The 13926-nt window shown below is 49.0% G+C and carries 8 protein-coding genes; all 8 read right to left on the bottom strand.

The genetic code is table 11. The features are described 5' to 3' along the window. Positions 1-3: 3 nt before the first annotated feature. A complete protein-coding gene (locus FT643_RS11830; RefSeq protein WP_156871606.1) occupies positions 4-1134 on the bottom strand; it encodes an FkbM family methyltransferase in 1131 nt (376 codons plus the stop codon). Continuing rightward, on the bottom strand, positions 1121-2269 hold the full coding sequence (locus tag FT643_RS11825; RefSeq protein ID WP_156871605.1) for an ATP-grasp domain-containing protein: 1149 nt from the start codon (positions 2267-2269) through the stop codon (positions 1121-1123). Before FT643_RS11825 ends, FT643_RS11830 begins: the two co-directional genes overlap by 14 nt. Beyond that, positions 2270-3406 carry a class I SAM-dependent methyltransferase gene (locus tag FT643_RS11820; protein WP_156871604.1) on the bottom strand — a complete coding sequence of 379 codons (1137 nt, stop codon included), beginning with the start codon at positions 3404-3406 and terminating at the stop codon, positions 2270-2272. It lies immediately after the preceding gene. A gap of 22 nt (positions 3407-3428) precedes the next feature. Beyond that, positions 3429-5306 (bottom strand): hypothetical protein, encoded by a 1878-nt coding sequence (locus FT643_RS11815; RefSeq protein WP_156871603.1) that lies wholly within the window; start codon positions 5304-5306, stop codon positions 3429-3431. A 195-nt stretch (positions 5307-5501) separates the two neighbouring features. After that, positions 5502-8678, bottom strand: coding sequence for a YncE family protein (locus tag FT643_RS11810; RefSeq protein ID WP_156871602.1), 3177 nt, complete (start codon positions 8676-8678; stop codon positions 5502-5504). A gap of 315 nt (positions 8679-8993) precedes the next feature. Further along, positions 8994-10544 carry a flagellin N-terminal helical domain-containing protein gene (locus FT643_RS23790; protein ID WP_156871601.1) on the bottom strand — a complete coding sequence of 517 codons (1551 nt, stop codon included), beginning with the start codon at positions 10542-10544 and terminating at the stop codon, positions 8994-8996. Positions 10545-10701: 157 nt separating this feature from the next. Beyond that, positions 10702-11919: a flagellar hook-associated protein FlgL gene (flgL, locus tag FT643_RS11800; protein WP_156871600.1), complete on the bottom strand. Its 1218-nt coding sequence runs from the start codon at positions 11917-11919 to the stop codon at positions 10702-10704. Between the two features lie 11 nt (positions 11920-11930). Continuing rightward, positions 11931-13916, bottom strand: a complete 1986-nt coding sequence (gene flgK, locus FT643_RS11795; protein ID WP_156871599.1) for a flagellar hook-associated protein FlgK — start codon at positions 13914-13916, stop codon at positions 11931-11933. Between the last annotated feature and the right edge of the window lie 10 nt (positions 13917-13926).

Here is a 13926-nt window from a genome sequence, read left to right as displayed (position 1 = left end):
AAGTCATTTAAAGTACATAATAGTTTCGGACCACCCTTGAGTATAATGACGTAGATACACCTGTCGTCCAGGGTTCAAAGCCAGCACATATCGCGAAACCTCCAGGAAATCATTAGCATTGTGATATACCGCAATGGCCAGTTTACTACGATTCTTTTGAATCAGATCGCTCGCACCGGCGAGTGCTTTCATTTCCCAGCCTTCCAGGTCCATTTTTATAAAGCTAACTTCGCCATCCAAAACATCATCAAGACGACATGCACTAACTTGGCCGGACGACGTATCGCTTACCGTCGACGCGGAGCCCAGGCTGTCATTAAAATTGAGCAGCCCATCGGTATCCGACAGCGCCGCTTGTTTAAAATGAATATCCCGATACGCGCTCAATCTTAGCTTCGCCGCCTGCATATTAGCGGCAGACGGTTCAAATAGGTGTACAGACCTATAATCCGGATAACGCTGACAAAATGCTTCAGTTGTATCACCATCAAAACCTCCGGCATCCACAAAAACTTCCCGGGAATAGTTCATGAATGGTTCGAAATACTGATCATTTACACGTACCTCGTAATTCTGCATATACCCCGCATCCGCTGTCAGCCGGTAACACACCACATCCAATAGCGTACGTTGCGATTCATCATCCGCCAGCGAGTCAAATAACTCAGCCCACTGAGTAATATTGCATTCAACTGACTGTCTTTGGTCACGTACAAACCAAGGCCAACGCAGAACACCGCCGGCAGCCTCAATGATCTGATTTATTCCGATGGCAGCTTGAATATTCAATGCGGAAAGTCGCCTGTTAACATCGACAGGACTTATAGATGTGGAGCAATTGACAACCCAGGCGTCTACCGGCAAATCACTACTTCGAACGATGGGTGTGCCAAACTCATCGCATGGAGCGGTATTGTAATCATCGATAACACCGTCCACTTCGATTAGCTTCCTGAGAGCTACAGATTCTTCATTCCGGCCAATAATATACCGGGGTATAGCCAGTCTATTTTCAAGGAACGTGAAAGCAGATTGCTCCGGTTTTTTTATACGTAAAGCTAACTTCACTCTGGCTACAAACTCGCGTGAATCGGCCGGATCCGTTAAAGCCTGTGTGTTTTCATTCAATGACATATAGAACCCGTCGCGTCAACTCATCATAAATGAGTGCTTGTTCCTCCTGAGAGTCCGACTCAGTAAAAAATATCCCTATACGGCCCAGGGGAGCTAAACCGATCTGATCTCCGGATCTGGCCAGGGAAAAATAACCCACCTGTTTCACCGGTCGGATGAACTTAATGCTACTAAAATACGTTTCCTCAGGGGTGGTAATTGTATGCCTCACTATAAGCTTCGTTGATGGCGTTCCCACAACAACCTGAGGATTACCCAGAAACGGATTGGTGTACATATCGGCATACTTAATACCAGTAGAGTATTCGATCAATAAACTATATAGATCACCCGGACAACGTCGGGTAACTTCAATAATCCGGTAATCATCATCCTGCATGATAAACTGGGAATGAAAAAGTCCGTCGGCCAAGCCAAGATTTGCGGCCATCTGCTCGACTACCCGACGAATATTCTCCGACATCTCGCACGACAAACCTGTCACCACTCTACTTGTATCAACTGCGAAAGGGCTCGCAATACACTGTTCCTCTACGAAAAAATCTAACATAATCCTCTGGTCTTTCAGAAATGCAGAGTGACTCAGCAGCTGACCTTGCACATACTTTTCTATTAAGTATTGTCCGCTACGAGACTGACTTTTCGATAGAGTAATAGCTTCCTGTAGTGCGCAATCGTCTCTTTTTCTGATAACGGTTACCCCTCGACCGCTATAGGAGTCGACAGGTTTAACGATCACCGGCAACTGATCCAGCGCTTCACTCTCCGTAAGCAACACAGGTACAGGAATTTTGTTCTCAATAGCAAATTGCCGAAATTGCTTTTTATTATTTAGAACATGAGTAGTTGCAACACTATCAATCCCGTTGAAGACCGTTACTTCATTCAATTCTGCACAAACGATGTAAGATAAATCATTGCACCCTGGCACAAGATAATCGACTTTGTAATGATTAAGAATGGCAGGCATGTGTATCCGATCGGAGTAATCATACTGAATGTAGTTCTTCGATATTTTCGCCAAATAGTCGTCAGGATTCCCTCCCAAAACAAAGACATCATGCCCCTGCCCCACAAGAAACTGATGTATTGGGTACGCTGACAAGTTGGTATCAAGCAGTAAAACCCTGCTCATCTACGCATTGCCTTTACGCAAAAACAGGGTGTCTGAAGCAGTAAAAGCAACATCAAAATTTCCGGTCGCCAGCAGTTCATCTCCAGCACGCCTGGGACCATCACCAAATGCCCAGACATAATCATCCAACAATACCCACCCGCCATTCATTACCAGGGGAAGCCACAGTTCTATATCTTGACGGACAAAGTCGTAGCGATGATTGCCATCAATATGCAACATCGAGATTTGATCAGTTAAAGGCAGCGCATTAAGTTCATTCGAAGGCAGGAAACCCTGGCTAACCGCGTTTTTATAAACTCCTACGGCAACTTCGGAGGTCTCACGGATATAGCCCACATTGTCGAGCAAAGAAACTGCACCAATGAAACTATAAAAAACTTGGTCCAGATCCAATATATCCCGCCCACTAAGCAACTCCTGATTAACAATCTGAGCCTGCTCTCCCTGGTCTTTAACTTTGCTATTGTCCCAGGGATCAACACACACCAGATTTCCAACACTGTAATGTTTAGCCAGCCATCCAATTGCAAAGGCTGACCGGCCCTGGAAAGATCCCACTTCCACTAGATTACCCAATGGTAAAAGACGTGCGATATGAGTCAGCGCAGCTAATTTACGATCATCAGATTGCCCGGGAATATGAGTAAACTGTTGGTGCAGGCTCACAAGCTGACCCCACCGCAGCGGTTCTCTCCTTTCTACTTTCCCCGGACAATGCAATGCCTCCACAAAGTTATCCGCCATAACCTGATCAGCCCATGCCTGGCTTGGCAGTAGTCGCAGCCAGTCTTCCTCATAAGGAGATGGCTGGCATAGATGGAACTGATAGAATTCAGGTTGCTGTTGACGACAGCGCATCAGGTGCGACCAGATCACACCGTGTGGCGTATATACATGAGTGATCCTTTCAGTTTCCAACAGAGCCTGAAAGGCCGCTTCAAATGCACTTTCAGTGACAAAGGGCAAATAATGGAAAGACGTCACAGAATATTGCCGGGCTTCTACTGTCTTCATTATCGAGCTAGCACCGATCACTTCGGCGCCCAGTGATCCGGCAAATGTGATCATTTCCCGGGCTCTGTCAATATCCAGCGGGAAAACCAGCAGACGAAACGTGACTTCTAATCCGGTCATCTGTACCTCTCCGGTCCCAGCGCTATTGCGCAAACTTTATGGCGTCTGGTTCATGATACAGCACCATTTCCAGTATTTTCTGAGCACACCGCTCCGCCTCTGCTGGGCGGATTTCAAAGTAAATCTTTTCTATATCTGCCTCCTCGACCATGTGAGTAAGACGCTCACGTGCATCCTGGTTATCAATGAGACGACAGGCCTGGTTAATGTATTCGTCATTTGAAGCGGCTGGTGTGAGTTCTTCTAGCTGTAATTTTCCGATAATGCCTGCATCAATCTGCAAAGCACAATTTTCTGTTTTCATTACTACCAAAGGCAAGCCAAGTAACATCGAGTCAACCAGACTGTTGGTACTTCCAAACGGAAAGGGACTTAGATGAATCTGACAACGGGCGACTAGACGCAAATACTGTTGATAACCCATCGAAGGATGTACCACGAACCGCTTCAGCATCGACGCCAATTTCTTACGGAAGAGGCAAATCGACAAATTATTCAGATTAGGGATAAAATGAAACTCTACTTCACTTACAGTTTTCGTCTCAATAGTCGACAACACACTGACAAACTCAGCATTTATCTTCATCGCAGAGCCGGTAATAATAATCCGCACCGGCTCTCCTGATTGCAATGGTTTCTTCCACCCCAAGAGCTCCGACCGAGGCGGCTGATCAATATGAGGGGAAAAATTTGATGCATTATCATCTACTATCCTTAATTTCTCCGAGAACAGTTTACTGTCTCCAAGAAACTGATTTTCATTTAGGCAGTAATCCATAACATCGGAATGTGAGCTGGCGGGATGACCAAGGGTCATGAATTGACAAGGTGCTAATCTTATATTCGCGAGTAGAATTGATGTAATCTGCATACCAACACTGGGATAGTAAATAGCGTCCGGGGAGATATTCTTTATTGTATTAATTGTTTTATCCAGAAAATCGCCGACATGTTCACGCCACTCAATATACTCATGTTCATCAAAACATTTTACCGAGACTTCATCACAATCTTTTTCCTGGGTCATCCCGATAACATAAAAGTGTTCGCGCAGGGCCATTATGGTTGGGGCATAACAGCGGTACATAGCGTGGCTGGATTTAAAGAATTCATTTATCACTAACAATACCGGCTTATTTCGTTTCTGGTGCTGTTTTGCCATTTGATATTGTTCTATTCCAATTCCTTTCATCCAGTAAACCAGCATCCGGTTCAGTAGTTTTTTGAATTGATCCCGTTCAGGAATAGTTGCATAACTGCAATGCATCCAGGCGATACAGAGCCAACCCAGCATAGGTGTTTCGAATGCCGAGATATCGAAGCCTTGCATCATTGATGAAATTAGCTGATTGCGCGCCGAATTTTCCCGTTCTGTTACACAAAACAGCGAGGCCACTGCCAGTAACACCAGCCAGAGAATATGTCGTGGATGACTTTGTAGGTATTGGCTATAGGGTAGTTTTACTTCAGAATCGATACTGTGTAGCAATAGAATTTTGTTGAATGTCTCCCGGGATACGGATTCCCGCTTTCGGTTTTCAAGCGGCTCCAACAAGTTTTGAATCACATGATCGGCATTACCAAACCCCGACACCCCGAGCAAGGTTATCAGGCTGCCGTGCCCAAGTGCATAATGGCTGAATTTCTTGTCTGATATTCCAAACCCAGGATCACTGAATAACTGACACAGGCTACTTGCCATTCGTGTAGCAACATAAACCACTTCCCGCTCATCAAAGGTGGGCAATATAACCTTGTTGGGTTGGGCTGCGTGTATCGAACAGTTTTTAGTTAACCAGGAAAGGCACTCTTCAGCCTGCTCATAGCGCCTTCCGGTGACATCGGCTTCAAACAGACGCAGAACGGCCATTGCATCCACATTTTCCGTGGGATCTTTCATATACGCCTTTCCTCAACCGGCCACCTTTACTGGCTAAGTGAAGCAGAAAATCTCGCTTTTTCAAATATTTGCTGCGGTTGAGCGCTTTATTAAACCTCCAATTTCTATGGATTTGTTCAGCTTGGAAAATAAAAAAAGGGGCATCAAATGACGCCCCTTTTACTTGCTTATTGCTCCTTAATTTACACTCCGCGATCAACCACCCATGCGTGTACCACTTCCCGGCGGCACACAGGTAAAGGTAGCTGTGCTGTCCTTACCGGTTGCATAGTCCAGCACACCATCTAACGTGGTAGCGGAAGTCAGGCCGGTATCGCTTGGCACAAAACCCTGCCGCGCATTCATCACCCAACCCACAGACTGACCATCAACGACGGTTGTTGCCACCAGATCACACTCCGCACGCGGACTGGTCACAAGCGCCCTTTCCACCAGCAAATTAATGCGATTGCGAACATCGGATCGGGTTCGGTTTGCCTTGGTTACCGTAACCTGTTGACCAACAATCGGGTTCATATCCGAAGGTGCAGCGATTGCCAGTGCTTCTACCTGCACCAGTTCCGCAGCGGTCAGGTTGAAGGTTGGCGAATCCAGGAAGATGGATACCGTTCCGGCTGAACCCATATTGTCGTAACCGAAACCACGAATCTGGTCGCCGATCTGACCCGGGCCACGGAACAGGCTGTTGTAACCGAACATACCTACACGCTCATAGACATTACGCAAATGTGGAATTTTCATGTCTTCTTCCACACCGGCACCTTCAATGGTCATGGTGCCGTCGGTACCAAAGTTACCGTTAACCGGGTCGATGCGGTGACAGCCGTTACAGGTGATCGTACCGTCTGTACGCTTATTGTTATAAACGTCGTAGGCCTGCTCCAGCTGCGCCGTAAGGCTGTTGTCCAGATTCATCACCGGGTTGGGCGGATAGGTTAATTCCAGTGCATATTTGGCAAATGCATCCATTTCCTGATCAGTGAGTGGTGTTGCACGGCCAAGCAAACCGGGGAAAGCAACGATAAAGTCTTCGAAGGATTGTTCCTCCAAGGTTTCACCTGCAGAACGGGTTTGTGCCTGCCGGTCACCGCGCCAGTGCATGGGTCCGTTGCCTTTCATGCCACGGAAACTCTGAGTGGTCATAGGCCCTTTCATGGGGTGAAACTCATCATTACCCAGGAAAGATGGCGTGTTGCGGTTGTAGGTATTGACCACTTCAGCCACGTCTTCATCCGGATTACCCAGATCCCATGCCAAGTGATCCATGTTGCCGAAGATATGACACCCGGCGCATGACGAATCACCGCGACTGGAAGTGTAGGTCGCATCGTAAAGAAAACGTCGCCCATTTTTAACCACTGCAGGCTCTGGATTATTCATAGTCACGTGGGCACTTTCGCTCATACGACCACCGGTGCTTACTATCGAAATTCCGTTATCAAAGCGCGTGGTGACAAACGCCCGGTTGCGGGCTTCATCCAGCACCACCCCGGTAGGACCGCCGCCAGACAACTTAACGTGATCATCGGCTGAGGGCGTAAAATTGTCGGAGGCGAGTTGTGAGGTGCTGAAACGCGCCAACTTATCCGACCCCATAGCGGCCAAATAAAGATTAGCTCCGTTATTGCTGACCGCCATTTCCAACGGTGTTGCCAGTGCGGCATTGCGTTCCGCAGCAGTCCCCGTACCCGGTCTGGAATTGTAATTGATGTGCTTATTCAGATGACGCGGATTGGGGTTACCGTTATTTATCACGGTGATGCGGCTTTCCACAAAATGCCCGTTAACGGTGGTGGAATTATTCCCGGGACCTTCAAAGCGGACAACGTTACGGGCTTCCTGGTTGCTCACGTAAACCTGTCCATTGCTGGGGTTCACCGCCATATTGAACAACGTAGTACCGACACCGGAAATCCGGTTGACCACCCGCGGTGTACCACCCGAAGCGTCGATTTCAAAAACATCGTAATCCGGCAGGCTCAATTTAACCCGCTGATCCCAAATCTTCGGTGCTACGCCGCTGGTCGGATCGCCGTTATCTACCCAGTTACGACCATTGTATTGGACAATCAAGCCGGTCTCTGGCTGTTGCGCACCTTCAACATTTTCGAAAGGTGGAGCCTTATCCAGTATATCTCCGTTTTCTCGATCATCGGTCAATACCGTTGTACGGTTTCCGGAATTAAATACCGCAGCATAAATGGTTTCACCGTCGGGGCTACGTGCCAACGCCCGTGTGGTGTCGCCGAACATATTCAAAATGGTTCTGGGTTCGCCGGTTAAGGTATTACCGGTATTACCCGTATCAAATACCCAGACATCTGCACGGCCGACACCGGCCGTTTGCATTTTCGGATCAAACGGAACGTTTTGGCCGCGGTGCGCAACGGTGATAAACGCAAACTGGTCGTTAGCTCCGCCAAAAACGATATCGCGGGGTTCATCACCGACCAGCAACGTTTGTTTGATCACGGCCGGTGATACGGAAACATCGACAATGCTGACGCTGTCGGACAGATGATTGGATACCCATAGTTGTGAATCATTCAGTAACGCAACCGCTACGGGCTCCATCCCCACCCGAATACGTTCCACTAATTGAGGAGTGGTACCGGAAACATCGTAAACTTCAACCTTGTTATCCGGGGTATTAACGGCATAGAGCGTATTGCCATCGCCGGAGAGAGCCATCGGGCGAACATGGCCGGATTCAAAGGTGACGAAGTCACCGGCGGCCGGTTTACCGGTCGGGGCACTGGGGAATTCGAATTCCGATGTCGGTGGCGGGCAATCCGGATCACCAGGACATTGCGGCGGATCCACAGGACAACTTGGATCACCTGGGCACTCAGGTTCAACGGGGCATTCTGGCCCCCCCGGGCATTCCGCTGGAGGCTCGTCGCCACCGTCTCCATTCAGAGTGAGCGACGCAATGGTGTAAGTTTCAAAAAAACTGCTAGCTTGCAATGCAAAGCGGACGCGAATATTTTTACCGCTGGCCGTGTCTGGTAACGGAAAGTCCATGGTCGCCGCATTACCGTCGGTTATCGATTCCAGGGGAGTGAATGCCCCACCGTTGATCGAAACAGACGCCGTACCGGTTTCCCCACTATCCAGGCCCGACGCCTCACGCCGGAATTGTAATACCAGGTTTTCGTATCCCTGTGTACTGATCGCACTTGAAGTGACCGAAGAACCCGATGCAACACCGCCCCGCATCCGGATTCCGTAATTGCCTGTATAGACCCGGCCTTCTGTTGCAAAGATTCCGGTACCCTGGGCAAAATCGTCTTCAAATATAACGTCAGCCATTGCAGAACCTGCCGCCGTTATCAGCACAAGAGAATACAATCCGTGTCGCAAAGGATTCATGTTTTTCTCTCCGTTTTTATTTGGTATGTAATTAAATAGAAAACGCACACCGAAAAATCAGTGCGCTTTTCACCGACTGCATTGTGCATCAGGGAAGTCATAAAACTGGAAAGAAACGAGTGTTCTGGCCTGATTGAATATTCATTTGGACCTTATGGAATTCAATCAATATATAATGATTTTTATTCGGGTTTATAAATGTGAACCAGTCGAAATTAATCCTGAACAAAAGTTAAACTGATCAGATCTAGGCAATTTTGCTGACACCATCAAAAAAGGGGCCGAAGCCCCTTTTGGTATTTATAAGCCCGAAGCTTAACCTTGCAACAGCGATAACACTTGCTGTGGCAACGCATTTGCCTGGGACAATACCGAGATGCCGGCTTGTTGCAATACCTGGTTTTTAGAAAGATTGGCTGTCTCAGCCGCAAAGTCGGCATCCTGGATCCGTGAGTTAGCGGCCGACAAACTTTCAGATACGGCCGACAAATTACGAATCGTAGATTCAAAGCGGTTTTGAATCGCACCCAGTTCCCCGCGGAAAGAATCAATCTGTGCCAAAGCACTGTCCATGGAGGTAATGGTTAAATTCGATGCTTCGATAGTGGTAATGTCGGCATTGGCGACCGTACCGACCGCCTGAACGTTATCGTCATCGGTATCGGTATTGGTCATGCCACCCGCCAGGGTGACGTTAATAGTATCCTGCGCAGAAACCGTCAGCTCACCATTTTTGACCTGGTTTGTTGAGGCCGCCACAGTATTGGCATTCGCTACATCACCACCATTGAACAGAATATCTTCTGCGCCATTCGACGTACTTATTACCATATCGCGGCCATCTTCAGCGGTAAGGGTCAGCCGGCCATTATCATCCAGCGTGGCAGTCACACCCGTTATATCGGATTTGGCATTAATGGCTTTTTGCAATGAGTTGTCTGCATCGCGCTCCTGCACACTGACCGGACCGATACTCACTCCGTTAATCTCCAGGTCACCGTGCGCTAACGTCCCCGCACCAACCGCGGCGTCTGCAGCCGCTGTACCGCCCACATCGCGATAATCGAACGTCGTTTTGGCACTGGCATACACACCCTCCAGACCTTCCACACCATCTTCACGTAAATTATTCAAGCGATCAGCTATGGACTTCGCGAAACCAGTGCCGTAATTATCGGCCTCCGGGTTAGTCAGGTCAGCCGCTGACGCACCAGTGATATTACCGCCATTGGCCGCCGATAGGATATTGACGTCGGTCGCGTTGGCGGACGAACCGATCCGCACGCTGAAGTTGGATTGGTTGGCACCTGCGGTGTTACCGGCATCCATGGTGGCCTGCACTGAACCAGGCTGAGACCCAAGAGCACTCACCCGCGCGTCGATACCATTCACCTCTACCCCTTCACCGGCATTGGCGCCTATCTGGAAGTAGTAAGCTTGCATGGATCCGTCCAGAACGTTGCGTCCGTTGAAGGTGGTAGTGGTGGCGATGCGACTGGTTTCATCCAGCAGCTGATCTACTTCAGCCTGTAACGACAATCGGTCTGCTTGGCTATTGCTGTCATTCGCTGATTGAACAGCCAAATCACGAATACGTTGTAAGTTCGTGGTAATCTCACCCAGCGCGCTTTCAGTGGTTTGCGCCAAAGAGATCCCATCATTTGCGTTTCGTACCGCCACGTTCAAACCCCGTACCTGGGTAGTAAAACGGTTAGAAATAGCCAACCCAGCTGCATCGTCTTTTGCGCTATTGATACGCAAACCAGAGGACAATCGTTCCAGCGAGGTTTGCAATGAACCCTGTGACCGGTTCAGGTTACGCTGGGCGTTCAAGGATGAAATATTCGTGTTAATTGTTTGTGCCATTGTAGTCTCTCCTACTTCGCTTCCCGCAATTTAGGTGTTCGGGAAGGCGCTAAATTTGATTGATTGATTTAACCTGTGCATGAAATTTCCGGCGCATGCTACCCTCCCCGCCACTGACCTCTCTGAATTAATAGCTGCTTAGCCATATCTAAAACCCTTATAAATATTCAAAAAGCGAAAGATTTTGCACCTGCACAAAACTTTGTTGTGCTGCCTGTAAAGCCAGAGTGCGTTGATTCAGTTCAGTGATCGCCTCCGCGTAATCCAGATCTTTGACGGTGGATAACGCCGACTCGGTATCGACTATGTTGCCTTCATTAATATCACGCTCACTTTCGATCACATTTAAACGGCTACCCAAGCTGGCCCGGACTTCATCAATGTGAGTCAGCGACTGATCCAGGTTCTGCATTCCCAGATTAAATGCGTTCTGAAAACTGGCCTGACCTGCACTGGTTGCATTGGGGATCTTGATTGCGGCAATTACTTGCTGAACCGTAGTAAAAATATCTTGCTTATTGCTTGGTTCCACTGTGAAGCTATCTCCCACTGCGGGGCTGCCCGAAATAGAATAGGTGATACCATTCACAGTGACCGGTGAATCTTCGTCAAACGCTACCGGACCACCTACAGCGCCACTGTTAGCACCGCTTACCTGGTATTCCAGATTACCTGAACCATCGTCCTGGAAAGTGACGGTATAGGTGTCTGCTATGTAACTGGTCGGGTCGGACATGACTGCGGAGCTGATCACGCCACTGCCCATATTCGCGGAATTCGCTGACGTCGCAAACGCTCCGTTACCGGTTTTAATATCGAAGAAGACCTCGTCCCCGCTATTGCCGCTTTCTACCTGCACAGACGCGTTCACGTTCACCATTCTCACCCCCTGATCGCCGTTATAGGCGATTGAGCCGGAGCCATCCTTGGTGAACGGTTTGACGTTGGTTTTAAAACCGGAATATAGATAATCGCCACTGGAAAGCTGGGTATTACCCAACCCCACCAACTCGTCCAGCCGTTGTTCCATCTCCAACGCAATCGTTTCCCGGTCGGTTTGGTTCATGGTGGAGTTAGACGCCGATAACGCCAGATCACGAATCCGTTGCAGGATATCGGTGGTATTCGCCAGCGTTCCTTCCTGGGTTTTCAGGCGGGTTTCAGCTGCCTGTCCATTAGCAACATATTGCTTCGCGTTATCGATTTGCTTCTGTAAATCCATCATCACTGCCGAACCGATCGGATCATCCGAAGGCTGCGATATGCGGGTGCCGTTAGAAAGCTGTTGTTGCGTCTGATTAACCCGGGCCTGGTTTTCCAGGATCGAGTTGGTGCCCTGTCGGAACGTTTGTGAGGTGGATATTCTAATCGCCATTATTCATTTCCTCACAGTGAACCAAGAATGGTGTCAAAAAGCTCACTCGACACCTGCATCACCCGTGCAGAGGCCTGATAGGACTGTTGGAAACGCATCAAATTGGCAGCTTCTTCGTCCAGATTAACGCCGGATATTGATTCCCACTGAGTTTGTGCCTGGGACAAAATAGTACTGCTTGCTTCCTGCGTTACCGCTGCATCATTAGTGCGGGTACCCACACCGCTGACCAGGTGCGCGTAGGCGCTTTGATAGGTAGAAGTACCATTGGCAACGGTTTTAACATCACTCAAAGCGCTCAGGTTCAGTGCATTTCGATTATCTGAAACCCCGCCGTTGTTATACCGGATATTCACCACATCGTTGGTCGCAGGGGATCCGCTGTAGATGACGTCGTAGCCCGACGCCGGATATAAACCTGCCTGCTCCAGTAAGCCGTTTGACTGGCCGGGAGTGAAAGCCACACCGCTCACTACGGCAACGTTGGTTCCGGCATTGATTACGTCATAACTGGTAGCGCTGGTGAACTCGATTCGATAAGGCGGAGTCAGGGCATAGGGCGTGGCCGCAAAATCGCTGGCAGCACCGGTATCAGTGACCACCACATTTTCGACATAACCGGTGCCGATATTGGTAGACGGCAGATCGGTGGTCACCGGCAACGCGGCGGCAATCTGACGCACATCATTGAGCTCCATACCCATATTGGCAGCACCCGTTCGAGTGGGTAACACGCCAAACTCGTCACCATCTGCGGGCACACCGGCACCGAAATTAATAGTGAACCCATCCGCAATGGTAAATGAACCACCGGCGCCCGGGTTCGCGAAGCTGGCGTTAACGCTACTGTCTGCGTTGTAGAGTGTGTAATTGCCGGTACCGGCATCATACCTGAGGTTGTAGTTATCCACCGTCAACAGGGAGGTGTCGTCAATAGTAACGGAAATACTGACGTTACCCGCATTTCTTGCTGAAGGTGCGATACGAGAAAACCCGGCATTAGCACCGTTTATATCACTGAAAAACTCACCACCGAGTTCGTTATTAAGGTCCATGCCCAGCTCATGCTGCGCATTGAAGGTATCGCTCATCACCATGGCAATCCGGCCCATTTCGTTGAACACCGGATCGATTAATTCTTCCCTTACCGAGAGCAATCCACCCAAGCGTCCTCCGGACACCAGGTCGGTTATATTGTCGACATTATTGCCTTTGCCCAAAGTGATTTCCTGTCGACTGATTCCCGACAAAGGTTCACTGGTTTGCATTTCGAAATAATCCCCGCCCACCACCAGCGGCTGTCCATTGGCAACAAATACACTAATCGTTGTGTCATCCTGCTGAATTATTTCGCCTCCGACCAGCTCGGCTAATTGCCGCACGGCTTCATCGCGTTCATCCAACAAATCATTCGGCATTTCGCCGATATTGTTGGTGGAGAGCGATTGAATCGATTTGTTGTAGGACGCAATGTTTTCCGATAGTTGATTTATCTTGGCGGTGATCTGCGTCAATTCCGTGTTCAGGGTCGCGTTGGCCTGACTCACCTGGTCGTACACATTATTAAAACGCGCAACCAATGCCTGACCACTGCTCAGCAACGCCTGTCGGCTGGCAATGGAAGATGGATCGTTAGTTAATCCTTCCATAGAATCGAAAAACTTCTGCAAAGAAGGGGTAATTGCAGTCGCATCCCCCCCCAGCATCTGGTCGATACGGACCGCGTAATCGTAGAACGCATCAGCGGAATTGAATGTGGAGGTATCCCGACGTACCTGGTCAACCACATATTGGTTACTGACACGGGCGATACTATTAACATCGACGCCTTGACCGAAGAATGAGCCACCGGAAAATTGTGCCGGCCGCGTTCCCAGACCGGTTGTCTGTCGGCTATAACCTTCCGTATCAACATTGACAATATTATGGCTCGTGGTTGCAAGCGAAGACTGACTCGCTCTTAAACCCGATAATGCAATGCTAGATAGATCCGCCATTACTCATTCC

It is taken from the genome of Ketobacter sp. MCCC 1A13808 (genome assembly GCF_009746715.1).
Classification (GTDB): Bacteria; Pseudomonadota; Gammaproteobacteria; order Pseudomonadales; family Ketobacteraceae; genus Ketobacter.
This window is presented reverse-complemented; position numbering and strand designations above follow the sequence as displayed.

What these genes read in the sequence shown, in the direction of transcription:
- FT643_RS23790 (WP_156871601.1), bottom strand. Translation starts at nt 10,544, where the DNA reads ATGGCACAAACAATTAACACGAATATTTCATCCTTGAACGCCCAGCGT.
- FT643_RS11810 (WP_156871602.1), bottom strand. Translation starts at nt 8,678, where the DNA reads ATGAATCCTTTGCGACACGGATTGTATTCTCTTGTGCTGATAACGGCG.
- flgL (WP_156871600.1), bottom strand. Translation starts at nt 11,919, where the DNA reads ATGGCGATTAGAATATCCACCTCACAAACGTTCCGACAGGGCACCAAC.
- FT643_RS11825 (WP_156871605.1), bottom strand. Translation starts at nt 2,269, where the DNA reads ATGAGCAGGGTTTTACTGCTTGATACCAACTTGTCAGCGTACCCAATA.
- FT643_RS11815 (WP_156871603.1), bottom strand. Translation starts at nt 5,306, where the DNA reads ATGAAAGATCCCACGGAAAATGTGGATGCAATGGCCGTTCTGCGTCTG.
- flgK (WP_156871599.1), bottom strand. Translation starts at nt 13,916, where the DNA reads ATGGCGGATCTATCTAGCATTGCATTATCGGGTTTAAGAGCGAGTCAG.
- FT643_RS11830 (WP_156871606.1), bottom strand. Translation starts at nt 1,134, where the DNA reads ATGTCATTGAATGAAAACACACAGGCTTTAACGGATCCGGCCGATTCA.
- FT643_RS11820 (WP_156871604.1), bottom strand. Translation starts at nt 3,406, where the DNA reads ATGACCGGATTAGAAGTCACGTTTCGTCTGCTGGTTTTCCCGCTGGAT.